Source organism: Spiractinospora alimapuensis (assembly GCF_018437505.1).
In the GTDB taxonomy this organism is placed as follows: domain Bacteria; phylum Actinomycetota; class Actinomycetes; order Streptosporangiales; family Streptosporangiaceae; genus Spiractinospora; species Spiractinospora alimapuensis.
Genome location: NZ_CP072467.1, coordinates 4263072 through 4288849, shown reverse-complemented (window position 1 = coordinate 4288849; position 25778 = coordinate 4263072). Strand labels below are relative to the sequence as shown.

Annotated in this window: 19 protein-coding genes; 2 read left to right on the top strand and 17 right to left on the bottom strand. The window is 70.2% G+C overall.

The genetic code is table 11. The annotated features are described in order from the left end of the window. Positions 1–10 precede the first annotated feature (10 nt). The 10 genes from J4H86_RS20055 to groES all read right to left on the bottom strand — a co-directional run bounded on the left by J4H86_RS20055 (position 11) and on the right by groES (position 13720). Complete coding sequence (locus tag J4H86_RS20055; protein WP_236539439.1) at positions 11–1249, bottom strand: hypothetical protein; 1239 nt, start codon at positions 1247–1249, stop codon at positions 11–13. Between the two features lie 508 nt (positions 1250–1757). After that, positions 1758–3332: a glutamine-hydrolyzing GMP synthase gene (gene guaA / locus J4H86_RS20050; RefSeq protein ID WP_236544107.1), complete on the bottom strand. Its 1575-nt coding sequence runs from the start codon at positions 3330–3332 to the stop codon at positions 1758–1760. A gap of 197 nt (positions 3333–3529) precedes the next feature. After that, positions 3530–4546 carry a UDP-glucose 4-epimerase GalE gene (gene galE / locus J4H86_RS20045; RefSeq protein WP_236539437.1) on the bottom strand — a complete coding sequence of 339 codons (1017 nt, stop codon included), beginning with the start codon at positions 4544–4546 and terminating at the stop codon, positions 3530–3532. 396 nt (positions 4547–4942) lie between these two features. Beyond that, complete coding sequence (locus tag J4H86_RS20040; protein ID WP_236544106.1) at positions 4943–6613, bottom strand: glycerol-3-phosphate dehydrogenase/oxidase; 1671 nt, start codon at positions 6611–6613, stop codon at positions 4943–4945. A 123-nt stretch (positions 6614–6736) separates the two neighbouring features. Further along, positions 6737–7648 carry a lytic transglycosylase domain-containing protein gene (locus J4H86_RS20035; RefSeq protein ID WP_236539436.1) on the bottom strand — a complete coding sequence of 304 codons (912 nt, stop codon included), beginning with the start codon at positions 7646–7648 and terminating at the stop codon, positions 6737–6739. Between the two features lie 191 nt (positions 7649–7839). Next, a complete protein-coding gene (locus J4H86_RS20030) occupies positions 7840–8940 on the bottom strand; it encodes a GuaB3 family IMP dehydrogenase-related protein (RefSeq protein WP_236544105.1) in 1101 nt (366 codons plus the stop codon). A gap of 79 nt (positions 8941–9019) precedes the next feature. Beyond that, a complete protein-coding gene (guaB, locus tag J4H86_RS20025; protein ID WP_236539434.1) occupies positions 9020–10510 on the bottom strand; it encodes an IMP dehydrogenase in 1491 nt (496 codons plus the stop codon). Positions 10511–10655: 145 nt separating this feature from the next. After that, entirely contained in the window at positions 10656–11393 is a 738-nt protein-coding gene (gene shbA, locus J4H86_RS20020) for an RNA polymerase sigma factor ShbA (protein WP_330932436.1), read from the bottom strand. Between the two features lie 227 nt (positions 11394–11620). Beyond that, on the bottom strand, positions 11621–13240 hold the full coding sequence (gene groL, locus J4H86_RS20015; protein ID WP_236539433.1) for a chaperonin GroEL: 1620 nt from the start codon (positions 13238–13240) through the stop codon (positions 11621–11623). Between the two features lie 165 nt (positions 13241–13405). Further along, complete coding sequence (groES, locus tag J4H86_RS20010) at positions 13406–13720, bottom strand: co-chaperone GroES (RefSeq protein WP_236539431.1); 315 nt, start codon at positions 13718–13720, stop codon at positions 13406–13408. 226 nt (positions 13721–13946) lie between these two features. Between groES and J4H86_RS20005 the strand changes: the two genes are divergently transcribed. Both J4H86_RS20005 and J4H86_RS20000 read left to right on the top strand, forming a co-directional pair. Continuing rightward, the gene (locus J4H86_RS20005; RefSeq protein WP_236539430.1) at positions 13947–15290 is read left to right on the top strand and encodes a class I SAM-dependent methyltransferase; all 1344 of its coding nucleotides are present in this window, start codon (positions 13947–13949) and stop codon (positions 15288–15290) included. 359 nt (positions 15291–15649) lie between these two features. After that, a complete protein-coding gene (locus J4H86_RS20000; protein WP_236539429.1) occupies positions 15650–17389 on the top strand; it encodes a hypothetical protein in 1740 nt (579 codons plus the stop codon). A gap of 824 nt (positions 17390–18213) precedes the next feature. Here J4H86_RS20000 and tsaD read toward each other — a convergent pair. From tsaD to J4H86_RS19965, 7 genes are all read right to left on the bottom strand, one after another. Beyond that, the gene (tsaD, locus tag J4H86_RS19995) at positions 18214–19248 is read right to left on the bottom strand and encodes a tRNA (adenosine(37)-N6)-threonylcarbamoyltransferase complex transferase subunit TsaD (RefSeq protein ID WP_236539428.1); all 1035 of its coding nucleotides are present in this window, start codon (positions 19246–19248) and stop codon (positions 18214–18216) included. Between the two features lie 2 nt (positions 19249–19250). Beyond that, positions 19251–19760, bottom strand: coding sequence for a ribosomal protein S18-alanine N-acetyltransferase (gene rimI, locus J4H86_RS19990; protein WP_394356526.1), 510 nt, complete (start codon positions 19758–19760; stop codon positions 19251–19253). Continuing rightward, complete coding sequence (gene tsaB / locus J4H86_RS19985; protein WP_236544103.1) at positions 19757–20434, bottom strand: tRNA (adenosine(37)-N6)-threonylcarbamoyltransferase complex dimerization subunit type 1 TsaB; 678 nt, start codon at positions 20432–20434, stop codon at positions 19757–19759. Before tsaB ends, rimI begins: the two co-directional genes overlap by 4 nt. Before the next feature lie 5 nt (positions 20435–20439). Next, positions 20440–20868, bottom strand: a complete 429-nt coding sequence (gene tsaE, locus J4H86_RS19980; RefSeq protein ID WP_236544102.1) for a tRNA (adenosine(37)-N6)-threonylcarbamoyltransferase complex ATPase subunit type 1 TsaE — start codon at positions 20866–20868, stop codon at positions 20440–20442. 99 nt (positions 20869–20967) lie between these two features. Next, a complete protein-coding gene (locus J4H86_RS19975; RefSeq protein WP_236539426.1) occupies positions 20968–21552 on the bottom strand; it encodes a YdcF family protein in 585 nt (194 codons plus the stop codon). A gap of 42 nt (positions 21553–21594) precedes the next feature. Then, entirely contained in the window at positions 21595–22758 is a 1164-nt protein-coding gene (gene alr, locus J4H86_RS19970; protein WP_236539425.1) for an alanine racemase, read from the bottom strand. 454 nt (positions 22759–23212) lie between these two features. Next, positions 23213–25429: a PrsW family glutamic-type intramembrane protease gene (locus J4H86_RS19965; protein WP_236539424.1), complete on the bottom strand. Its 2217-nt coding sequence runs from the start codon at positions 25427–25429 to the stop codon at positions 23213–23215. Positions 25430–25778 lie beyond the last annotated feature (349 nt).

Sequence of the window (25778 nt, the reverse complement as noted above, 5' to 3'; positions counted from 1 at the left end):
GGCGATACTCTCAGGTCGCCGCTGAAGCCGCCGCCGACGCCTCGTGACGGAGCTCGGCGATGTCCTCGCGCTGGTCATGTGTTCCGGCGACGCGTGCCAGTCCGGCCAGTTCAGTCGCGATCCTGGCGGAGCGCAGCCTCTTGGCGTCAGGGAGAGCCTGGTGCCCAACACTCACCGCCTCCGCTGGATCTCCGACAGCCAACAGGAGCGACGCGAGACGAATGCTGGAGAAGACACGGGAACGGCGGTAGCGCGAGTCGTGCATAGTGACAGCACGACGTAGTCGAGAAGCGGCGACTTCAGGTCGACGAGAGTCCACTGCCAGGGGAATCAGGGCTTTACCGGTGCTTCCATAGTGCTCGGCTTCGTCGTAGTAGCAGAGCCACGGTGGAGCGTACTTCGGGTCGCGCAGGGCGAAGCACTCGTCCGCGCGCACGATATTGTCCTCAACCGCGTGGAAGGTCCCTCGCAACGCGAGCGTGCGGGCACGCAACGTCCACAGCATCGCCCGCGTTGATCGCGACAGCCGATCCTCCCGCACCTGGGCGTGCTCAACCAGGGTGAGAGCCCCGTCCAGGTCGTTCAGGTAGGTCGCCTTGCGGGACATCTCGGCAAGGATGTTCGCCCGTAGCTCCCAGGAGTCGGCACGCTCAGCGCACCTAAGAGCGAACCGGAAGCTTCGGTCGGCCACTTCGAACATCCCGGCGTCGAAGGCGGAGTACGCCACGACCCCACCGAGGTTGCCCACGGACTCAAACAACTCCCGACGAACGGTGTCGCTGGCCCTCGCACCCAGCAGCTGTTTTGACCAACGAAGCTGCGAGAGCCCCGCCCCGTAGGAAAGCCCACCGCCGAATGCGTTCTCCGACATCGCGACTGCGCGGGTAGTTGCCCGCACGTACTCCACTTCGACCGCTCCCACCCACCGTGGAACAGAGGTCTCAACCGCGTCGAGGACCAGGAGGTCTTCCGAGTCCATTCCGGAGCCCTCGGCTCGGACAGCACCGTTCGGGGAGAAGGTCTCGGCCTTCGATGTCGGGCCGCGCCGGCGCCGCACCGCGTGAAAGCCCAGACCAGCATCTGTGGGGACTCCGAGCACGGCGCGCAGACCGGCCCGATACCGGGCACTGGGCCAGGTCACTCTGCCACGTTCGTAGCGAGCGATGGCGTGGGCGTCCAACGCGGAGTGCGTCCCCGTGGTGCGCCACAGATACTCGCTAACGGCTTCGGCCAACTCAGCTCGGCTCATGGGCTCACTGGGATCAGCCGGCGAAGGACACGCTTCCCGCGCCAGACGGAGCCGGCTGTTGGGTTTCATGACCACGACCCAAGTCAGAATTCGCATCGATTCACGTCCGACACCCCCACCACGCATGAGGCATCCAGACAGCGGTTCGGTTCCATGACAACACAGAACCGCAAGGCCAGACCATACCGAGTATTGCCCCTGAAGGAAGCCTTTTCCAGGAGTTCGAGGCTCCCCCGCACCAGGCCGGGAAGGGGGCACAGTGATCGGCCGAAGTTGCCACAGGGGTGAGCCGCGCGGAGCGCGACCTTTCGGAGCAGTATTGCTATACCCCGACCTAGACCAGGTAGAAGGGAGCAGCGCAACCAACGCTGCCACGAGCCAGTGGGCCGCGCCACGTGTGGCCCACTGGCTGCTACGTCGAAGCCCGTCACCAGCCATCGCCCCGACGGGGGCGCGGTTAAGCCGCGCGACTCAGCTGGTGGTGCAGGGATTCACCTGGTCGCGGTGTCTACTCCCACTCGATGGTGCCGGGGGGCTTGCTGGTGACGTCGAGGGTGACGCGGTTGATCTCGCGGACCTCGTTGGTGATGCGGTTGGAGATGGTCGCCAGGAGGTCGTAGGGCAGGCGGGACCAGTCGGCTGTCATGGCGTCCTCGCTGCTGACGGGGCGCAGCACGACGGGGTGGCCGTAGCTGCGTTCGTCGCCCTGGACTCCGACGGAGCGGACGTCGGCGAGGAGGACGACGGGGCACTGCCAGATCTCGTGGTCCAGGCCGGCGCGGGTGAGTTCCTCGCGGGCGATCGCGTCCGCTTCGCGGAGGATCTCCAGGCGTTCGCCCGTCACCTCGCCGACGATGCGGATGCCCAGGCCCGGGCCGGGGAAGGGCTGGCGCCACACCATCTCCGGGGGAAGGCCGAGTTCCTCGCCGACGTGGCGCACCTCGTCCTTGAAGAGGTCACGCAGCGGCTCCACGAGGGAGAACTTGAGGTCGTCGGGGAGGCCACCCACGTTGTGGTGGGACTTGATGTTCGCGGTGCCGGTGCCCCCGCCGGACTCCACCACGTCGGGGTAGAGGGTTCCCTGGACGAGGAACTCCACCTCCGCGCCGGGTTCGCTGGACTCGGCCACGACCTCGCGGGCCACGCTCTCGAAGGAGCGGATGAACTCCCGGCCGATGATCTTGCGCTTCTGTTCCGGGTCGGACACCCCGGCGAGGGCCGAGAGGAACTGCTCCTTGGCGTCCAACACCTTCAGCGCGGCGCCGGTGGCGGCGACGAAGTCCTTCTCCACCTGCTCGACCTCGCCCTTGCGCAGCAGGCCGTGGTCGACGAACACACACGTGAGTTGGTCCCCGATCGCCCGCTGCACCAGGGCGGCGGCGACCGCGGAGTCCACACCGCCCGACAGGGCACAGATGGCGCGGCGGTCCCCCACCTGGGCGCGGATCCGCGCGACCTGGTCGTCGACGATGTTGACCATGGTCCACGTGGGGCGAACGCCGGCCGCTTCCAGCAGGAACCGGCGCAGCACCGCGCGGCCGTGCTCTGAGTGCAGCACCTCGGGGTGGAACTGGACACCGTAGAGGCCCCGGGCGGTGTCCTCCATCGCGGCGACGGGGGTGCGCTCGGTGCTCGCGGTGACCGTGAAGCCGGCGGGGGCGTCGGTGGCGGAGTCCCCGTGCGACATCCACACCGTCTGTGTGGAGGGCTGGTCCGCGAACAGGACGCCGAGGTCACTGATCGCGAGCTCGGTGCGCCCGAACTCCGACTGTCCGGTGTGCTCGACCGACCCGCCGAGGTCCTGCACCATGCACTGGAACCCGTAGCAGATGCCCAGCGTGGGCACGCCGGTCTCGAAGAGCCCGGCGGGAGCCTGCGGGGCTCCCTCGGAGTACACCGAGGCCGGGCCGCCGGAGAGGATGATCGCCTTGGGGTTCTTGGCGAGCATCTCCGTCACGGGCATCGTGCTGGGGACGATCTCGGAGTGGACGTTGCACTCCCGCACCCGCCGCGCGATGAGTTGTGCGTACTGCGCTCCGAAGTCCACGACCAGAACCGTGTCGAACGCGGACGTTTCGGCGATGGCCGTACCGGATGCAGCGGTGTCGGGCTCGGGTGGTGGGGTGCCGGCGTCGGACACGGACGACCTTTCCGCAGGTGAAATCGAGGACGTCCCCAGTCTAGCGAGGGCACCGTGCCATGATCGCCGGTTCGCGCTCCGCCTCGGCCCCTCCCCCGCCCACCGTGGCGGCGACTGCTGCCCCGTGCGGCTTCGCGTGCCTAGTCGGCGGCGTAACCGTTCGGGTTCTCCCGCTGCCAGCGCCACGCGTCCGCGCAGGCCTCGGCGATGGTGCGCCGCGCCACCCAGCCGAGTTCCTCACGGGCACGTGTGGGGTCGGCGTAGCACTCGGCGATGTCACCGGGGCGCCGCGGTACCACCTCGTAGGGCACGTGGCTTCCGGTGGCCTGCTCGAAGGTGCGCACCGACTCCAGCACGGACACGCCCTGCCCGGTCCCGAGGTTGTAGCCGCGCCAACCCGCCTGGTCCGCGATGTGCTCCACGGCGGCGACGTGCCCATCGGCCAGGTCCATGACGTGCAGGTAGTCCCGCACTCCGGTGCCGTCCGGCGTCGGGTAGTCGTCGCCGAAGACCCGCAGCTTGTCCCGCCGTCCGGCGGCGACCTGCGCGATGTAGGGGAACAGGTTGTTGGGGATGCCCTGGGGGTCCTCCCCGATCAGTCCGCTGGGGTGGGCACCGATGGGGTTGAAGTAGCGCAGCGCGACGATGTGCCACGCGGGGTTCGCCACGGCGAGGTCGGCGAGGATCCGTTCGACGAACAGCTTGGTCGCGCCGTAGGGGTTGGCCGCGTGCAGGGAGGCCGTCTCTGGGATCGGGACCTGCTCCGGGGTTCCGTACACACTGGCGGACGAGGAGAACACCAACCGCCGCACGCCGCGCGCCTCCATCACCTCGCACAGGGTGAGGGCACAGTCGAGGTTGTTGCGGTAGTAGCGCAGGGGCTGTTCCACCGACTCACCGACGGCCTTCAGCCCGGCGAAGTGCACCACGACGTCGATGTCGTGGTCGGTGAAGATCTGGTCGAGGAGTTTGGGGTCCGCGCAGTCACCCGTGTAGTAGGCGAGCGAGTGCCCGACGATCCGCTCGACCCGGGCCACCACCTCGGGCCTGCTGTTGACGAGGCTGTCCAGCAGCACGACCGAATGCCCGGCCGCGACGAACTGGACCGCGGTGTGCGTGCCGATGTAGCCGGCCCCGCCAGTGAGCAGTATCTTCACGCCATCAGCCTACCGGGGCGCGCCACGAATCCCCGGACCGACGCGGGCACGCGCACTCCCGGCGGCCGGTGACCGGTCGCCCCAGGGACACTGATGAGCGAAGAAGTCCCCTCGCGGCGTGGGGTCCCCCTTCAGCACAGCGTACTTTTCGCGAACCCGATCCGCTCAGGGCCGTCCACAGGGCGCGGCGCGGCCTCAACCGACCACTCGGTGCCGTGGACATGGGTGCGAGGGGACCGGCGAGCCCCTCAGCACGACACCCGGCCATCAACCCAAGGCGCGGAGCAACCGAAGCCGCCATGAGAAGAGAGCCACGCGGAGCCGACCCCACCACACCACCAAAAATGCCGCCGCGCGCGGCCCCAACCGACGGGGACCACGCGCGGCCTACCGGGGTCAGGCGGAGCCGACCGACTCGGGGACGATGTCGGGCGCGCCGTGTTGCACGGCGTCGGCTTCCTGGTCCGACTCCTGTTCCTGGGCGGCGCGTTCGGCCTCGATGCGCTTGGTGTAGTACTCCACCTCGCGGTCGACGCGTTCCTTCGTCCAGCCCAGGGCGGGCGCCATCAGCTCGGCGGCCTCGCGGGCGCACGCGAGGCCGCGGTCCCAGGTCTCGATGGAGACGTGGGTGCGCCGCGAGAGGACGTCCTCCAGGTGCCGGGCGCCCTCAGCCTGGACGGCGTAGACGACCTCCGCCCGCAGGTAGTCGTCGGAACCGTCCAAGGGCACACCGAGGTCGGGCTGCTCGCGGACCAGCTCGAGGACTTCGTCGATCAGCGACCCGTAGCGTCGCAGCAGGTGCTGGATCCGCGACACGTGCAGGCCGGACTCGCGCGCGATGGCGTGACGTCGGTTCCACAGGGCGGCGTAGCCCTCCGCGCCGACCAGCGGGACCCGGTCGGTGACCGACGACGGGACGCCGCCGCCCAGGCCGTGGGCGACCGCGTCCACCGCGTCCTTCGCCATGACGCGGTAGGTCGTGTACTTTCCGCCCGCGATCAGCACGAGCCCCGGCACGGGGTGTGCCACCGTGTGCTCGCGCGACAGTTTGGAGGTCTCGTCGGACTCGCCCGAGAGCAGCGGACGCAGGCCCGCGTACACCCCCTCCACGTCGTCGCGCGTCAGCGGAACCCGCAGCACGCTGTTCACCCAGTCCAGCAGGTAGTCGATGTCGGCGCGGCTGGCCGCGGGGTGGGCCTTGTCCAGGTCCCACTCGGTGTCGGTGGTGCCGATGATCCAGTGCCGGCCCCACGGGATGACGAAAAGCACGCTCTTCTCGGTGCGCAGGATGAGCCCGCTCGCGGACTGGATCCGGTCGCGCGGCACCACCAGGTGGATCCCCTTGGAGGCACGGACGTGGATCTGGCCACGGCCACCGACCATCTCCTGGATCTCGTCGGTCCACACACCGGTCGCGTTCACGACCTGCTTCGCGCGGATCGGGATCTCGCGGTCGTTCTCCAGGTCGCGCACCAGCGCGCCGGTGACGTGCTCCCCCTCGCGGAGGAAGCCCACGGCCTTGGCCCGTGAGGCGATGTGGGCGCCGTAGTTCGCGGCCGTGCGCAGCACGGTCACCACGTAACGCGCGTCGTCGACCTGCGCGTCCCAGTACTGCACCGCGCCGACCAGCGCGTCCCGCTTCAACGCGGGGAAGATCCGCAACGCGCCGCTGCGGGTGAGGTGACGGTGCGCGGGCAGTCCGCGCGAGGTACCGGTGGTCAGGCTGAGTGTGTCGTACAGCGTGACGCCCGTCCCCACGTAGGCCCGCTCCCACACGTGATGCTCCAGCGGGTACAGGAAGGGGATCGGCCGTACGAGGTGAGGCGCCAGGCGCTGGACGAGCAACGCGCGTTCGCTCAACGCCTCGCGCACGAGCTCGATGTCGCGCTGCTCGAGGTAGCGCAGACCACCGTGGATCAGCTTGCTGGACCTGCTGGAGGTACCGGACGCGAAGTCCCGTGCCTCGATCAGTCCGACGGAGAGACCGCGTGACACAGCGTCAAGGGCGACCCCCGCTCCAACAATTCCTCCGCCTACGACCAGGACATCCAGTTCCTGCTCGGACATCGCGCCAAGCGCGGCGGATCGCTGTTCGGGTCCCAAGTAGTTTGCCACGGCTTCCCAACTTTCCCGGCCGTCATTCGTCGTGGCCGCTGTAGCGGTCCGCACCAGGCTAACCAGAACCGCCGGTCAGTCCTCCGCTGCGGTCACGTACTCGTTCGCTGTGTCGAGCACGTCCCTCGCGTAGGACTCGGAACGGTTGTAGGAGATGATCGCTTCCCACCAGTCGTCATCGTCGGTGAGGTCGCGTCCCTGAGCACACAGGTACCGTGCGGCACTGAACGCTGCGTCATCGATGTTGTGCGGATCGGGTTGGCCCTTTGCGTCGGCTGATGTTCCCCATTGTTCCCAGGTCGTGGGGATAAATTGCATCGGGCCGACCGCGCGGTCCCACTCGGTGTCGCCGTCCATCTCCCCGTCGTTGGAGTCGGGGATCCGCGCGACCCCGGGGCCGCCGTTCAGCGGGACGCCGATGACGTCGACCGTGGTGTTTCCGTCCGGCCCGATCTCCCCGCCCGCGTACGTCCCGTGCCGGGACTCCACCCAGCCGATCCCGGCGAGGGTGGGCCAGGAGACCTGGCAGCTCGGGTTCTCCTCGGCGAGCAGAAGCTGGGCGTTGGCGTAGCCCTCCAGCGCGCGGCGCGGGATGTCGGTCCGGTCGGCCACGTCGTCCAGCCACACGGGGTCCGCCTCCATCGGCGGCGGTTCGGCGTCGTCCCCCTCGTCCTCGACCTCGGGTTCCTCGTCGGTCTCCTCGGGCTCGGGTTCGCTATCTTCGGTGGGCTCGTCGTCGGCCGTGGGTTCGGCGACCGCCGCGCTGGACTGGTCCTCGTCCGGCATCGTGGAGACCGATCCGGCGGCCTCCAGCGCGCCGGGCGGCGTGGGGGGTGTGACCGCCGAGTCCATCGTGCCGGCGACGAGAGCGACGACTCCGCCGGCCACCGCGACGGTGACGGCGACGGCGCCCACCGCGGTCTTCCAGGACACGGGAGCGGCGGTGGGGGTGTCGGACTCGGGGGTCACATCAGCGCGCTTCGTCACCACGGCTCAGCCTCAGGGTCGGGGGGAGACGAACAGAACCAAAGTACTCCAAGCTCCCAGGGCACGACGAGGGCCACGCCCCTGTCAGTGGACGCAGTGGAGAACGTTTGGGTTATGGCACCACCGGAACCCCAGGCAGGCGGTTCCGGTGGGTGGATCGGGGATGATTCGCGCGAGTTCGCGGCCGCCGGTTAAGGGCCGACCACGACCTCCACGCGCTGGAATTCCTTGAGGTCGCTGTAGCCGGCGGTCGCCATGGTGCGCCGCAGCGCACCCATCAGGTTCATGGTGCCGTCGCTGGTGGAGGCGGGCCCGTTCATGACCTGCCGCAGCGAACCGACCGTTCCCACGTGCACGCGCTGGCCACGCGGCAGCTCGTCGTGGTGCGCCTCACTGCCCCAGTGGTATCCACGGCCCGGCGACTCCGCCGAGCGGGCGATCGGCGAGCCCACCATCACGGCGTCCGCACCACACGACAACGCCTTGGCGATGTCGCCGCTGTTGCCCATACCGCCGTCGGCGATGACGTGAACGTAGCGGCCACCCGACTCGTCCAGGTAGTCGCGCCGCGCGGCGGCGACGTCCCCGATCGCGCTGGCCATCGGCACGGCGACGCCGAGCACCCGGTCCGTGGTGTGGCCCGCGCCCCCGCCGAAGCCCACCAGCACGCCCGCGGCGCCGGTCCGCATCAGGTGCAGCGCCGCGGTGTAGGTGGCGCAGCCGCCCACGATGACGGGGACGTCGAGGTCGTAGATGAACGCCTTGAGGTTCAACGGTTCGGCCCGGCCGGAGACGTGCTCGGCCGACACCGTGGTGCCACGAATGACGAACAGGTCGACACCGGCCTCGATGACGGCCTTGTGGAACTCGGCGGTCCGCTGGGGCGAGAGCCGCGCGGCGGTCACCACCCCGGCGGAACGGATCTCCTCGATCCGCTGGCCGATCAGCTCCTCACGGATGGGGGCGGCGTAGATCTCCTGCAAGCGACGGGTCGCGGCCTCGTCGTCCAGCTCGGCGATCTCCGCCAGCAGCGGCTCCGGGTCCTGGTACCGGGTCCACAGGCCCTCGAGGTCGAGGACACCCAGGCCACCCAGTTCACCGATGGCGACCGCGGTGGCCGGGGAGACCACGCTGTCCATCGGGCTGGTCACCATGGGGGTGTCGAAGCGGTAGGCGTCGATCTGCCAGGTGATCGACACCTCCTCGGGGTCGCGGGTGCGTCGGGCCGGGACGATGCCGATCTCATCGAGGCGGTAGGCCCGCCGTCCGAGCTTGCCGAGTCCGATATCCACCTGGCTCAACGCACTACTCTCCTCTTCAAGGCCGCTCACATTGCCGGAGCGAGTCTAACGGCGCGGGGGAAACCCCCGGTCAGCGACGCCCGTCGTAGTTCGGGGCCTCAGTCGTGATCTGGATGTCGTGTGGGTGGCTCTCGCGCAGGCCCGCGGTGGTGATCCGCATGAGCTGTCCCCGCTCGAAGAGCTCGGGAACGGTGCGGGTACCCGCGTACCACATGGACTGGCGCAGGCCACCGATCAACTGGTGCGCCACCGCGCCCAACTGGCCCCGGTAGGGAACCTGCCCCTCGATGCCCTCGGGCACCAGTTTCTCCTCGGTGGCGACGTCCGCCTGGAAGTAGCGGTCCTTGGAGTAGGAGCGGCCACGCATCGCGCCGAGCGATCCCATCCCGCGGTAGGCCTTGTACTGCTTGCCGTTGATGAAGATGAGCTCGCCGGGGCTCTCCTCCACTCCGGCCAGCAACCCGCCCAACATGACGCAGTTCGCGCCCGAGACGATCGCCTTGGCGATGTCGCCGGAGTAGCGCAGCCCGCCGTCGCCGATGAGGGGGACGCCCGCGGCGCGACAGGCCTCGGCGGCGCGCATGATCGCGGTCACCTGGGGGGCGCCGACTCCGGCCACGACCCGGGTGGTGCAGATCGAGCCGGGCCCCACCCCGACCTTCACCGCGTCCGCGCCGGCGTCGATCAGGGCCTTCGCGCCCGCCTCGGTGGCGACGTTGCCGGCGACGATGTCCACCCGCGTGTTCGCCTTGAGTTTGGCGACCATGTCCAGCACGACGCGGGAGTGGCCGTGCGCGGTGTCGACCACGATGAAGTCCACCCCGGCCTCGGCGAGGGTGTGGGCGCGGCGCTCGGACTCGGTCCCGACCCCCACGGCGGCCCCGGCGACCAGGCGGCCGTCGGCGTCCTTTGTGGAGTCCGGGTACTTCTCGCTCTTGGTGAAGTCCTTGACGGTGATGAGCCCGCGCAGCCGTCCGGCCGCGTCCACCAACGGCAGCTTCTCGACCTTGTTGGCGCGCAGCAGCCGGTATGCCTCGTCCCGGTCGACGTCCACCGGCGCGGTGACCAGCGGCATCGGCGTCATCACCTCGCGGACGGAGCGCGTGGTGTCGTCCTCGAAGCGGATGTCGCGGTTGGTGACGATGCCGACGAGGATGCCCTCGGCGTCGGTGACCGGCGCGCCGGAGATCCGGTAGTGCGCGCTGATCCGCTCGACGTCGGCGAGGGTGTCGTCCGGCGAACACGTGACCGGGTTGGTGATCATCCCGGCCTCGGAGCGCTTGACCAGGTCCACCTGGGCGGCCTGCTCCTCGATGTCCATGTTGCGGTGCAGCACACCGGCGCCGCCGTGGCGCGCCATGGCGACCGCCATGCGGGCCTCGGTGACCGTGTCCATCGCCGCCGACACCAGCGGCATCCGCAGGGTGATGTTGCGCGTCAGGTGCGTGGTGGTGTCCGCCTCACCGGGGGCGAGATCGGAGTACCCGGGGACCAGCAGGACATCGTCATAGGTGAGACCGGGCGGAAGCAACTTCGCGTCGCTGTCGATGTGCTGGGTCATTGGGTCCTCGGCGCCGACCCACGAGAGGGCGGTCCTGGCGCCGTTCCTCCTTCCAACCGCGGATGGGCCACGAACGGGCGCTGTGTGTTTCAGTCTAGGGGGACGCGCGGGCCTGACGTGGTGAAAAGTACGGACCTGGGGCCCTCTAGACCGCAGTGCGGGCCATCTCACGCAACCGGCCCAGCGCACGGTGCTGCGCGACCCGCACCGCGCCGGCCGACATTCCCAGGGCGCTACCGGTCTCGTCGGCGGACAATCCCACCATGACGCGCAGCACGACCAGGCGGCGCTGCACGTCGGGCAGGGCCCGCAACAGGCTGAGGACTCGCTCCCCCTCGTCGCCGCGTACGGCCGCCTCCTCGGGGCTGGGCCCGACGTCGGCCATCTCGGGCAACGAGTCGGCCAGCCCCCGACAGTCAGCCCGGTCCCGGCGACGCAGGGCGTCGGCCACCTTGTGCGCGGCGATGCCGAACACGAACGACGCGAACGGCCGCCCCATGTCGCGGTAGCGGGGCAACGCGGAGACCAGGGCCACACAGACTTCCTGGGCGACGTCGTCGGAGATGTGGGGGGCGCCCGCGGCTCGGGAGAGCCGCGCCTGGCAGTAGCGCAACACCATCGGCCGCACGAGACGGATCAGGGGCTCCACCGCGCTCAGGTCCCCTTGGAGGGCCCGGGTGGAGAGGTGGGTGAGTTCGTCGCCGAACGGGCCGGTCGACGTCGCGGCGCCGTCCGCCGGTTCGGCGGGGCCACGGGAGCGGTCTCGGCCACGGTGCCGGGGTGGACCGGGGTCCCCGCCCTGGCCACGATGGCCATGCGGGAACGCCGCCGCGGTCTCCGCCTCGGCGGTGTTCGGTCCGGTAGGCGCCGTTCGCAGGCTCAATCCCAGGCCACGGATGCAGCGCCTCGACGATCCGTCACATCACGCAGTGTGCCCTGCCGAACGGACCGGACTGGCACGAATTCGGACAACAGAATGATCACATTCCAGGACCAGATCACACAAAAGCCGCGCCTCTCCCCGTTTCCGGGGAGAAACGCGGCTCTTCCTGTCATACCCGGGAACCCCGCATCCCGCGTTGCACGACACGCGGATTCCCCGGACGACTGTCAGTGGCCGTGGCCGTGCCCGTGGCCGTGACCAGCGGCGTCGTCCTCGTCCTCGGGCTTGTCGACGACGAGCGCCTCGGTCGTGAGCAGCATGCCCGCGATGGACGCGGCGTTCTGGACGGCGGAGCGGGTCACCTTGACCGGGTCGGTGATGCCCTGGCTCAGCATGTCCACGTACTGGCCGGTGGCCGCGTTGTACCCCTGACCGTCACTCTCGGCGATCTTGGAGACGACGACGTAGCCCTCGGCGCCGGCGTTCGCGGCGATCCACCGCGCCGGCTCCGACAGCGCCCGACGCACGATCCGCACACCGGTGGCGGCGTCGTCACCGTCGACGGCGAGCCCATCCAGGGTCTTGGCCGCGTGCACCAGCGCGCTGCCACCGCCGGCGATGATGCCCTCCTCGATCGCCGCGCGGGTGGCGGAGATCGCGTCCTCCAGGCGGTGCTTCTTCTCCTTGAGCTCCACCTCGGTGGCCGCGCCGACCCGCAGGACGCTCACGCCGCCGGACAGCTTCGCGAGCCGCTCCTGGAGCTTCTCACGGTCCCAGTCGGAGTCGGTCGCCTCGATCTCCTTGCGGATCTGGCGGACGCGGTCCTCCACCTCGGACTCCGAACCGCCACCGTCGACGATGGTGGTGGTGTCCTTGGTGATGGTGATGCGCCGGGCCTGGCCCAGTGTGGTGAGGTCGGCGTTCTCCAGGGTGAGGCCAACCTCCTCGGCGATGACCTGGCCGCCGGTGAGGACCGCCATGTCCTGCAGCATCGCCTTGCGACGCTCGCCGAACCCGGGCGCCTTCACCGCGGCGACGTTGAGCGCGCCGCGGATCTTGTTCAGCGCCAGGGCACCCAGGGCTTCACCCTCGACGTCCTCGGCGACGATCAGCAGCGGCTTCTTGCTCTGGACGACCTTCTCCAGGAGGGGAAGCAGGTCCTGCAGGTTGGAGATCTTGCTCTGCACCAGCAGCACCAGCGCGTCCTCCAGCACCGCTTCCTGGCGCTCGGAGTCGGTCACGAAGTAGGGCGAGATGTAGCCCTTGTCGAACTGCAGGCCCTCGGTGAAGTCCAGCTCGAGACCGAAGGTGGGGGACTCCTCGACGGTGATGACACCGTCCTTGCCCACCTTGTCGAACGCCTCGGCGATGAGGTCACCGATCTGCGGGTCCTGGGCGGAGTTCGTCGCCACGTAGGCGATGTCCGCCCGCTCGCCGACCTCGCGCGCCTGGTTCAGCAGGTGCTCGGAGACCGCGGCGCTCGCGGCGTCGATCCCCGCCTTCAGCGACATCGGCGACGCGCCGGCCGCGACACTGCGCAGGCCCTCGCGGACCAGGGCCTGGGCCAGCACCGTGGCGGTGGTGGTCCCGTCGCCGGCCGCGTCGTTGGTCTTGGTCGCGACCTCCTTGACGAGCTGGGCGCCCAGGTTCTCGTAGGGGTCGTCGAGTTCGACCTCCCGCGCCACGGTCACACCGTCGTTGGTGATCGTGGGCGCGCCGAACTTCTTGTCGATCACCACGTTGCGGCCGCGCGGGCCGAGCGTGACCTTCACGGTGTCGGCGAGGCGGTCCACCCCTCGCTCCAACGACCGGCGGGCTCCCTCGTCGAATTCCAGGATCTTCGGCATTGTCGTCCTCGTGTTCTCAATGCGGCTCGGGGCGCCTCGGCGCGGTCCGGCCCTGTGCGGACCGTGCGCCGGGAGGCGGTCAGAAAGCGGTCACAAACACGTCCGTCCCGCCCGGCACGCTGCCGGCCGGGACGGACGCCCTACAAGAACCGTGGGTCCCTGTTACTACTTCTCGACAACCGCGAGCAGGTCACGGGCAGAGAGCACGAGGTAGTCCTCGTTGTTGTACTTGACCTCGGTGCCGCCGTACTTGCTGTACAGGACGACGTCGCCGACCTTGACGTCCATCTCGGCGCGCTTGCCGCTGTCGTCCAGGCGACCCGGGCCCACGGCCAGGACCTCGCCCTCCTGCGGCTTCTCCTTGGCGGTGTCCGGGATGACCAGGCCGGAAGCGGTCTTCTGCTCGGCCTCCAGGGTCTTGACGACGACGCGGTCGTCCAGTGGCCTCAGTACGGTCTTGTTAGCGGTGGCGGTCGACACGGTGACCTCCCCCTTCAGTTGCTAATCACACGTTGCTGTTCTCACGATGCACATTCACGAAAGGCATGCACAAAAGGGGCGACCACGGCGGCCTGTCGTCGCGGGTGCCAGACCAGCCTCGTCGCTATTAGCACTCAACACCCGAGAGTGCCAATACGGAACAGTAGCCGGGCCCAAAGCCTCAGTCAAACGGCCAAGACGAACGAGCAGAGAAGGAAACACGCAGGTGGAAGCGGGAACTGATGAGGCGGAGCGCGAGGCCATCGACGCGTTCCGCGCACTGCGTACACCGGTTGGGCAGGAGCTCCTCACCTGGCTCGACGACCAGCACGGTCGGGACTCCGACGATCCGTTGCGTCGTGCGGCGCGGGCGCGTCGCGCCGTCGAGACGTGGGCCACGCCCCTGCCCGTCCCCGTCACCGACCTCGTGGGTGCGGCGCTGACCCAGGACGAGCTCCGGCGCCGCGGGGAACGCAAGTGGGGACCGCTGGCCCGCCGCCTGTACTTCACCCCGAACGGTCTGGAGCAGGCCACCCGGGGGTCGGTGGCGCGCTACCGGGCCCGACGCGTCGCGGCGCTGCTCGGCGACCCCTCCCGCCCGGTGGCGGATCTCGCCTGTGGGATCGGCGCCGACCTGCTCGCGCTCGCCTCGGCCGGCGTGACCGTGCGGGGCGTGGACCGTGACGCGCTGACGGTGGAGGTCGCCCGGGCCAACGTGGACGCGCTGGAGCTCGACGCCCGGGGCGCGGTGGAGCTCGGGGACGTGACGGCGTTGGCGCGACGCCCCGAGGAACTGGCCGAGCGCTACGCGGCCGTGTTCTGTGACCCCGCCCGACGCGCGGCTCGAGGACGCGTCTTCGACCCCCGTTCCTACTCCCCACCGTGGGACACGGTGCTCACGCTCGCCCACGCGGCACCCGGCGCCTGTGTGAAGGTCGCCCCCGGGATCGCGCACGACCTGGTTCCACCCGGTACTGGGGCCGAATGGATTTCGGTCGACGGCGACCTCAAGGAGGCGGCGTTGTGGTTCGGCTCGCTCAGCGACGGCACGCGAAGGGCGACCCTCCTCTCCGAGAGGGGATCGGCGGACGCCCTCGATCTCTCCGCCCCCCTCTCCCACGCGGAGCCGGACGCCGACTCGGCACCGGTCACCCTGACGGCCGACCCCACCCTCGGCGATCCGCCGGTCGCGGAGGTGAAGGGGTTCCTGTACGAACCGGACGACGCGGTGATCCGCGCGGGTCTCGTCGCGGAGGCCGCGGCCGTGGTCGACGGCGCCCTGTTGGACCCACGGATCGCCTACATCACGGGTGACGCCCTGGTGGACACGCCCCTGTGCCGCGCCTTCGCGGTGACGGCGGTCATGCCGTTCTCCGTCAAACGGCTGCGCGCGGCGCTGCGTGAGCGGCACGCCGGAACAGTAACGATTAAGAAACGCGGCTTCGCCGCGGATGTGGACAAGTTGCGCGCTTCGCTCCGCGTCGACGGCCCGAATTCCGTCGTCGTTGTCCTGACGCGTGTCGGCGATCGACCAATCAGCATCCTGTGTGACGAGGTCACGACGGTTTAGCGGACGAGAGCTGTCCCCGTCTGGGCGCGGAAGCGGCATTCGAGAGGTACCAAAAATGCATTCCGGTCCTTGATGGGTGGCCCCGTTCCGATTTCGGCATTGTCACCTCTTCTGATCGCACCGGGCTCCTATCGTTAGACTGTCCGTGCCCGACCGATTTCACGGTTGGGAATGTCCGTGCCAGCACACTGGTCTGGGCTGCGCGGAAAAACCGCCTCCACATCGCGCCGCAGGGAACCCCCCAGGGATGCGCGCGTCATGGAGCCTCCGCCCCGGAACGGCCCTCCGGGCGGCGATCGATCCACCCATCCACGTGAGCCCGGTGGGTGGGAGGCGCAACACCGAAAAGGAGCACCTCGGTGGACCACCTGAATCAGAACTTCCTCAACGGGGGAGAACAGACCGGGATCTCCGACCGAATGCGGGATCTTCTCTCCCGCGCCGCGCAGGACCAGCTCTCCGAACAGCAGTCGCAGGGCGCCGTCACCGAGGAGATGCGCCAGCGCCTCGAAGGCGTGGAGTGGCTGCTGCGCGAGTTTCGGGAGCGCGAGTTCTCCGCACTCGCCCAGGCGGTGACCACCGTTCAGGGGCAGTTGGAGGAACTCACTGGTCGGCCCCCGGAATGGGCGGAGACCCTCGCCGAGCACATTGACCGTGTCGGTGAACGTATCGCGCCGCTGTCGGAGCTTCCGGCGATGCGCGGCGGAATCGACGGCGTCACCCAGAACCTCGACACGGCGCTGGGCCGGTTGGAGACCATCACCGAGGCCAACCAGCGCACCGCCGACCAGCTCGAGGCCCTCACCTCACGGGTCGACACCCTCCAGAGCACGCTGGAGGCCCGGGCCGGGCAGCTCGACACCGCGGTCGAGGCCCTGACCGAGCGGGCCACCGCGCTGGAGTCCTCCCTCTCCGCCCTCAGCGAGCGGACGCGGGAACAGCACGAGGCCACGACCGCCCGCGCCGACGAGCGGCACGAGGAGCTCACCGCCAAGGTGGACCAGAGCGCCCAGCGTCTCACCACCCAGGCCGAGGAGAACCACGCCGAGGTCACCGCCGCGGTCAGCGACACCAGCAACGCGTTGACCACGCTCTCCACCGAGACCCAGAGCCGGGCCGGCGACATGGCGAACTCCATCGCCGAGCTGCGCACCGAGTTCGGGGAGAAGCTGGACGTCGCCCGCGCGGAACTGCGCCAGCACACCGACCACCGGCACGACTCGCTGGCCACGGCGATCTCCGAGCACGTCACGGCGCTCACGACCCACTCCGACGAGCAGCGAAACGCACTCGAGGCGGTCGTCAGCGAAGCCTCCTCCGCGGTCGCGCGACTCACGGAGTCGACCGAGGCCCGGATCACCGAGGTGCGGGAGATGGTGGATGCCTCCGCTCAGGCCCTCACCGAACGGTTCGAGCAGGACCGCGAGGCCGTGGGAACGCGGGTCGACCAGCACCTCACCGAGATCACCGACCGCACCGAGCGGGTCCGGGAATCGCTGAGCACCAACTTCGAGACGGCGATGACCAAGCTCAGCGAGCGCGTGGACACCTTCGAGGGCCACTGGGAGGGCAGCTTCCAGGGCCTGGAAGGCAAGATCGACGCGGTGAATGGCCGGCTGGACGGTCTCGACGGTCGTACCGGCGGGATCGAGGGCAAGTTCGAGGGCGTGCACGGGCACTTCGAGGGCGTGGACGGCCGCCTTGAGGCGCTGGACGACCGGCTGGAGTCCCTCAGCCAGCGCCTGGGCCAACTGCCCGCCACGCTTGAGGTCAGCGAGGTGCACCGGCGGCTCAGCGTCCTGGAGGACCGGCCGGTCGTTGACCACTCCGACCGCTTCGACGGGCTGGACCGCCGCCTGGGCGACACGCTGGACCCACTGCTGGAGGAGCTGCGCCGTCGTCCCGACCGGCACGAGTTCGAGGAGACGGTGAGCGACGCCGTCGAGACGTCGCACGACGACATCACCAAGCGCCTCGCGGCGCTCGAGGAGACCATGCTGGCCCTCGCCGAGGCGCTCCTGCGTCCCGGCCGTGACGGCAAGAAGGTCGCCAAGAACGCCGCCCGTCGCGCCGTCGAAGAGGACGACGACGAGGACTGATCTCCTCATTCCCCCATGCATGACACGAAGGGGGGATGGACGACCATTCGTCCATCCCCCCTTCTTCGTGTGTCAGGTAGCCCCGTCGTCACCGCTCGCCCCGCTGGGGTGTTGCGTCGGGCGTGAGGGCGGATGCCGGTGCGCGCCCGCCGGCAGGCCCCGCGCGACACCGACGGCCACCGTGTCGAACTCGGCGGCGTGGCGAACGGCGGACTCAGCTCCTGGACCACGAAGCCACGGAGTTGGCTGTCGATCGCGGCGACGGCGTGCGCCGCCATCGGGACGGAGAACCCGCCGTCACGCAGGGCACCGGGGACAGCGCCGTGGTGGGGGGCAGGGTCGCCGGCGTGTTCGCCGCGGGAGTCCAGCGGGCCCACGGCCTCGGGATGGCGACCCGACGTAGGCCGAGGCGACCCGAGCAGGGGCATGGCCGTCCTCCAGTCGGCCTCCGGCTCTGTGGCGCGATCTCCACAGCGTCCACCATCCCGTCGAGGCCGTCCCTGCCGGATACGTGGTTATGGAGCGACATCGCCTCCACGCACGGCCCGGCGGCGATCGCCCGCACGTCACTACCGAGGTGCCCTTCTCGTCGGCCAGCGCGATCGCGGCAGGTGACCACACGTTCCCTACCGAGCGGAGGTCGTTCCGCCGTCCCAGTGAGTTCACTCGTACGTCGTCGCCGCATCCGGGAAGACGGGGCAGTACCAGTACTCGTCCGGCCGTACGAGGCCCCCGCCATCGTCGGGCGCCTCACCCCCAGCGCGCGAGCTCACGCGGAGCGATGAGGGGAGGAACTCTCGAAACGGGGCCCCGGACCGCGCGTCTTACGCGGCGAGGACCTGCTGGACCGGGAGCGAGGTGTCGGTGGCGAGGTCCAGGGCAGACGGGGGAAGGCCCGCGGCGACCACCTCGGCGCCGAGGGCGGCGATCATCGCGCCGTTGTCGGTGCACAGGGCCGGTCTGGGGACACGCACCTGGATGCCGGCCGCCTCGGCGCGTTCTTCGGCGAGGGTGCGCAGACGGGAGTTCGCGGCGACGCCCCCGCTGATGACCAGGTGCTCGACGCCATGGTCGCGGCAGGCGTCGACGGCCTTGCGGGTGAGAACATCGGTGACGGACTCCTGGAACGCGGAGGCCACCTCGGGGACGGAAACCGGGGACCCCTGGGCCTCGGCGTCCTCCGTCCACCGGGCGACCGCGGTCTTCAGGCCGGAGAACGAGAAGTCGTAGGTGCCGTCGCCCCACTTGCCGCGGGGGAAGCGGAGACTGGCGCCCACGGCTTCTCGCGCGGCGCCATCGATGCGTGGACCGCCGGGGTAGCCCAGCCCGAGTAGGCGCGCCACCTTGTCGTAGGCCTCACCGGCGGCGTCGTCGACCGTCTCACCGAGCAGCCGGACATCGGTCGCGAGATCGCGGACCAGCAGCAGGGAGGTGTGCCCGCCGGAGACGAGCAGCGCGACCACCGGCTTGGGCAACGGTCCGTGTTCTAGCTGGTCGACGGCGACGTGCCCCACCAGGTGGTTCACTCCGTACAGCGGCTTGTCCAGGGCCAGGGCGTAGGCCTTCGCCGCCGAGACCCCGACGAGCAGAGCCCCCGCCAGGCCGGGGCCCGCGGTCACGGCGATCGCGTCGACGTCGCGGAGGGTGACACCGGCGCGGCCCAGCGCCCGGTCCATCGTGGCGGGCAACGCCTCCAGGTGCGCGCGGCTCGCCACTTCGGGGACGACTCCACCGAACCGGACGTGCTGGTCCACACTTGACGCGACGTCGTCACCGAGCAGGGTGCAGCCGCGGACGAGCCCGACCCCGGTCTCGTCGCAGGAGCTCTCGATGCCCAGCACCAGTGGTTCGCCGGTCATGGCTAGTCTTCCCCTCGATCGTTGTCCACGGCGCCCACGGACGCTTGCTGTCGACGCATCACGACACTGTCGACACCATCTCGGTAGTAGCCCCGCCGGACGCCGATCTCGGTGAACCCGAACCACTGGTAGAGCCGTTGCGCGCGCGGGTTGTCGGAGCGCACGTCGAGGAACACGTCGGTCACCGCGAGCCGTTCGGCCTCGGTGAGCAGCGCGGTCAGCAGGGCGGTGCCCACTCCGGATCCCCACCAGCGTTCGTGGACGGCGATGGTCTGGACGTCGCCCTCGGGGGGCACGTAGCGCAGGCCGGCGTAGCCGATCACCGCGGGCTGGTCGGGTTCGGGGTCGACGATCTCGGCAACCTGGTAGTAGCGGCCGTCCGCGCGGAGCTCGTCGCGGAACATGGAGGTGCTCCAGGAGTCGGCGGGAAAGAGCCGGCGCTCCAGGTCCAGCACGCGTGGGAGGTCGTCGGCGTGCATGGGGCGCAGTCGGTAGGCCGGGACGGGCGTCATTGCTGCTGCCATTGTCGGACTCTCTTGGTGGCCCCGGGAACTTGTGCGTCGGGGCGTCGCAGGTACAGCGGATGTGGCTCGGGCAGTGGGGCCCCGGTGACCAGACGCTCCACGGCGAAGGTTCCCAGCGCGGCCGCGGTCGGATGCGTCGGCTCCCACGAATCCTGCCCGGCTCCGAGGGTCTCCGGGTAGAGCGCCGCGCCGGCTCCGATGACGGGCAACCCTCCGGTCTCCACATCGGCGGGTCGGTCGACGGCGATGTCCCCCACCCGGGTGTCGGCGTCGGTGTAGCGCGCCCAGAAGACTTCCTTGCGGCGGGCGTCGGTCGCGGCGACGAACGGTTCCGTGCGCCCGGACGACTTCGCGAGGGCGTCGAGGGTGGGCACGCCCACGCACGGGATGCCCAACGCGTCACGCAGCGCGTGGGCGGTGGCGAGCCCGACCCGAAGTCCGGTGTAGGGGCCCGGTCCGATCCCGACGGCGATGTGGGTCAGGTCGGTCATGGTGGCCCCGGCCGCGCGCACCACGTCGGCGATGCTCGGGGCCAGCAGCTCACCGTGCCGCCGCGCGTCCACGGAAGTCCGCTCGGCACGGACCGTGGCGTCGCCGCCGTCCACCGAGCACACGGCGACGGTGACGGCCGGGGTGGCGGTGTCGAACGCGAGGAGCAGCACTCGGGTCACCTTTCCTGCGTCGCGGGGGTGTCGGCCCAGCGGGCTCCGACGCCGGTGAGGGTCACGGTGCGCGTGTCGTCGGAGTGGCGAACGATGCCGACCTCGAGGCGCTCCGAACCCAGGTGGTCCGCCACGCCCTCACCCCATTCCACGATGGTGACCGAGTCCGGCATGGTCGCGTCCAGGTCCAGGTCCTCCAGCTCGTCGGGGTCCCCGAGCCGGTAGGCGTCGACGTGCACCAGTGCCGGGCCATCGACCAAGGACGGGTGACGTCGGGAGAGAGCGAACGTCGGGGAGGTGATCGGCCCGCGCACCCCAAGGCCGGAACCGATCCCCTGTGTGAGCGTCGTCTTGCCGGCACCGAGCGGGCCGGACAACACGACGACGTCGCCGGGGCGGAGGCGTTCGGCGAGTTCCCGACCAAGGTCACGCATCGCGGTGTCGGTCTCCGCGGTGCGGGTTTCCACACTGGACACGTCATCCAGGGTAGGCAGGTTCCACACCTCCTCGGACACCCTCCTGAGATCGCTCCCTCATCGGCGATACAGCGCGAGAAGCGGTTTGAGCGGGAACAGTTCCCCGAACCGGTGATCGCGGGTCCGTCGAAGCCGGACGGCGACGGCGGGAGCTTGGCGCCACAGGTAGCGTCGCGCCTTGCGCGCGTGGAACGTGTTCGACGCGACCTTCACGACGGGGAACGACCCGACCAGCGGCAGGGAGTACATGATGTTCTCCCACGTAGTGGTGGCCCGCTCCTCCAGGACCACGTCCGCGGGGTCCACCCCCAGGTGGCGAACCGCGTACTCGGCCATGACTGACGCCTCGGAGCGCCGGGCGCCCCGCCGAGAGCCGGCGCCGGTGAACACCAACACGCTCCGGCTCGCCTCGGGGGCGCGAGAACGCACGGCGACGCGTGCCCGGTAGCGCTGCACGAGGCCGGGCCAGTCGCCGGCCCCGCTGGGATAGCCGAGCACCACGATGGCCTCGCGGTCGCCGGCCGGCGGCGGGCGTCGCGGGTACTCCTGTCTCGAAGCCCGCCAGCACGCCCATTCCCCCCAGGCCATCGCGCCCACGACGGCGACGGACACGAACGCGACCAGAGATCCTCGTCGATTCACGAGCTACGGCCCACCTGTCCATGCCCCACGGCGCGCGTGCGGTCAACCGCCGACGTAGCGACGGGCCACCCGGCCGCCGACGCGGGTCACCAGTTCGTAGTGGATGGTTCCCAACCGGTCGGCCCACTCCTGGGCGGTGGGCTCCCCCTGTTCCCCCGGCCCGAAGAGAGTGACGCGGTCGCCGGCCTCCACCGGCTGGTCACCGAGGTCGACGCAGAACTGGTCCATGCACACGGTTCCCGCGATCGGGAAACGGGCACCGTTGACGCTCACCTCGGCGGTGTTGGTCGCGGCCCGTGGGACGCCGTCGGCGTAGCCCAGCGGCACCAGACCGAGCCGTGTCGGGTGTTCCGCGACGAAGCGGTATCCGTAGGACACCCCCTGGCCGGTGTCGATGGAGCGGGTCAGCATGAGCGGCGCGGATAGCGTCATCGCCGGCCGCAACGCGCCGTCGTCCAGCTCGGGGATGGGGTGCAGACCGTAGGCGGCGATCCCCGGGCGCACGAGGTCGTAGTGGCTCTCCGGGAGGGTGAGCGTCGCCGCGGAGTTCGCCAGGTGCCGGACTTCCGGGCGGAGCCCGCCCTTCTCGGCCGTCTTCAACGCGAGCTGGAAGGCGTCCAGTTGCCGCGCGATGGACGGGTGACCCGGCTCGTCGGCACACGCGAAGTGCGAGAAGACCCCGACCACCCGAACGTGCCCGGCCCGCTCCGCGTCCGCCGCCGCCTCGACGGCATGCGCCCAGTCCCGCGGGCTGATCCCACCGCGCGCCAATCCGGTGTCGGCCTTGAGGTGGACCCGGGCCGGTCGACCAACGCGCCGCGCCGCCTCCGCAGCGTCATCGATCGACGCGATGACGCTGATTCCCAGGTCGATGTCCGCCGCGACGGCCTGATCCAGCGGGGTCCCCGGCGGGACGATCCACGCGACGGTCGGCGCCGTGATGCCCGCCGCCCGAACCGCGAGCGCCTCGTCGACGAACGCGGTTCCCAACCAGGTGGCGCCCCCCGCGAGCATGGCCCGTGCCGCCGGCACCATCCCGTGCCCGTAGCCGTCGGCCTTCACCACCCCCATGACAGCGGCCCCGGACGCACGCCGAACCAGCTCACCGACATTGGATCGGATGGCACCCAGGTCAATCCGAGCCTCGGCCTGCCCCGCGACCACCGGCCCGGACTCCGTCGTGCGCTCAGATGCACTGTTCGGCATGGACATGCCTCCATTCTGGCACCGCGCCGAGCCCTGTCCCGCCAGCTCAGCCCGCGTCAACGGGGGGAGGAGTTCGGTCGCCGATGGCGCGCGCCGTCGAGCGCACCGACCACCCCAGCCCCATACGAAGGCGCAACGTCCATCGGGAGCCCCCGCTCGGAGCTGGGGGACGGACGGGCCTGGCCCAGGCGGCCCGCGACGATCTGGCGGAGCCACGGACTGGGCGACTCAGGGACGGTGAGCGCGGCGTCCCTCAGTCACGCGAACGACGCCGCCGCTTGACCGAACCACCGCAATCGGCAGGCACCCGCCGACCCAGGATGCAACCGGACGAAGCGCGACGTTCTTGGGCGCCATACAGAAAGGAAATGGGAGCGGCGCGTCCCACGCGACGCCACCACCGGGCGTGGGAGGACGGATCCGTCCGCGCCCGGACGACACACGTCCACAGGGTTCACGGGTAGTGGTTCTCGTGATCGGAGGGGGTGGTGGCCCGGTCGGGGGCGCGCAGGAGGGAGGTGAGGCGGCGGGGGGTGACAGGACCGACGAGGGCGGCTGTGGTGTAGGGGATCTGGCCGGGGGCGAACTGACCGAGGAGGGAGAAGGTTCGGCGCAGGGGCGCGCGGAGGAGGGCGCTGGGATCAGGGGACGCGTGCGGCAATCCCCAGCCGCTGGTCAGCAGGATCAGGAGGGCGACGGGCATCGCCACGGCCCACCACTGGTCCGCCCCCGCCAGGCCGGAGCCGAATCCGGCGAGCGTGTCGGTGGCGATCGCCGCGTACGCCGCCGGGGCCGCGCCCTGCCCCGCGAGGGGCTCGAACCCCCCGAGGAGGACTCCGGCGCCGAGCGCGGCGGCCGCGGTCGCGACACCAAGGCGGAGGGTGAGGCTCGTCGCCTGCTCGGTCAGGTCCTCCGAGTCGGGCGAGCGTCGCCACGGACGACCACCCGCGCGAGTGGCGCCCATCGCGTGCTCCCTCCGCGCTCGGAGGAAACGCCAGCAGTCCCACTGCGCACTGGGACCGCAACGGGCCGCGGCGAGCTGCACGATCAGTTCGTGAGTGATCCTGCGCGCGGTGTCGACGACGACGACCGGTGCCCACGCCCAGTCGAGGGCGAGGCGTCGGAACACGGGGGCGATGTCGCCGGGGACGCGAACCGTCAACCGGATGGCGCGGCCGTAGGCCCAGCGGGCGGCGCGGCCGAGGGGCGGCTCACCAGGAAGTGGGGGAACATCCTGCGCCGCACCGTGTGACACGCGGTAGTCCAGGATGACCGCCACGAGGATCAGCAGCACCAGGATCGCCGGTGTCCATCGACCGTTCCCGATCGCGGCGTACATGACGACGGTCGCGGGTTTTGGCTGCAGGACCGCTATCGTCGCCGCGTTGACGTTGATGTGCTCGAGGGCGGCGATCCACAGGGCGAGGGGTGGCAACAGCCACAGCCCGAGCCCGTAGCGTCGCCACCCCACGAGGGCGATCCCGCACGCGACGCCGACCAGCCCTGTGGTCACTGCGTGGCCCGAGAAGTGAACACCATGCTCGGCGAGCACCACTCCGCCGGGAAGGAACGTGAAGAGGCCCAGCTCGGGTGGCATCGCCGGCAGAACCCCGTCGGCGGAGACGTGTCTGGCCACCTGCTCCACCAGGTGGAATCCGGCGCCGGAGGCCGCGGCCAAGAGGAGGTAGTCCACCGCGGCGAACCGCTGGAACCGCCGTCGGGCGAACAGCCACACCAAGAGCACGGGCGCGAGCTTCCCCACCTCCTCGACGGGGACCGCGATGTAGGCGTAGGCATACGGATCGTCGTAGGACAGTCCGGGAATCACCCCGGCGAGGGCCCGTTCCACCATCGCGACCGGCACCACGCACAGGGCGCCGAGCGCCATCATCCGGGGCAGCGCCGCGAAACTCAGCGTGCGCGAGCGCGCGAGCCACGCGAGCTGGACCAACAGCCACAGCATGCCGAGTGTGAGGGGCAGGGCCATCGACAGTTCGTCGATCGCGACGGCGCCAGCGACGAACACGGCGAGCGCCACCCATCCGAGCAACCCCCGTGTGGAGCGGTACAGGGCGGCCCGCCGCGGCGACGACGACCGTCGGGCGGCGGCGCCGGCGACGACACGCTCCGCGGAGTCGGGAGCCGGCGTCCGGTTCCGGGCGTGTGCGGGCCCACGCTTGGTACACCCGTAGAGTTCGGCGGCGTCCTCGAGGTTGCTCTCCCGGCTGGCCCGCGCGTGTTCGGCGAACTCCGCGCGTGCCGCCGCCAGGTCGTCGCCGACGACCGCCCGTACGAAGTCCACCTCGCCAGCGACGACCGTCAGCCGACTCGCGGTGACCAGGACCGCGCAGGACTGATCCTCGACGACCACCAGGAAGTCCGTCGGCTCACGTCCCCAACTGCGAATCAGTCCCAGGAGCGCGCTGGTACGCACCTCGATCTGTGTCACCGGCTCGTAAGCGAACTCCCCACGCGTGCGACACACGAGCAGCCGGTCGACGCCCATCGCGTGTCCCGCGGCGACGATCCCATCGACGAGACCGCGATCCCTCGCGGCGTCGAACGGCACGACCGCCTTACGCCCCTCCTTGAGCCACCCACGGTCGAACTCCGTGGAACTGGCACAAACGCGCAGCACCAGATCCCGCGCGAGCATGGCCTGCTCAGGCATCACGTTCCTCGGACATTGGGGGTGATTCGCCCACGTTATCGCGAACCCTTCACCCACGGGAGTGGCCACCCATTCCCCACCCAGCACCGACCGACGACCGGAGGAAAGGGGGCGCCTCGGTCTTCGGGAACGCGTTTCGCTGGTGGGCGTGGGGGGCTAACGCGGAGGCACCCGTGAACTTCTACCGCGCCAACCTGAGGGGGCACCACTCCGCAGGCGCCCGATATCCACGGCCAGTTGGAGCGACGCTTCGTCGAGGTCAAGGCGCACGGTCGAACCGCGTTTTGGGTCGCCAACACATCCTGATTCTGTAGGTGACGAAAACCAGAAAGTGACGCTACCCACCACC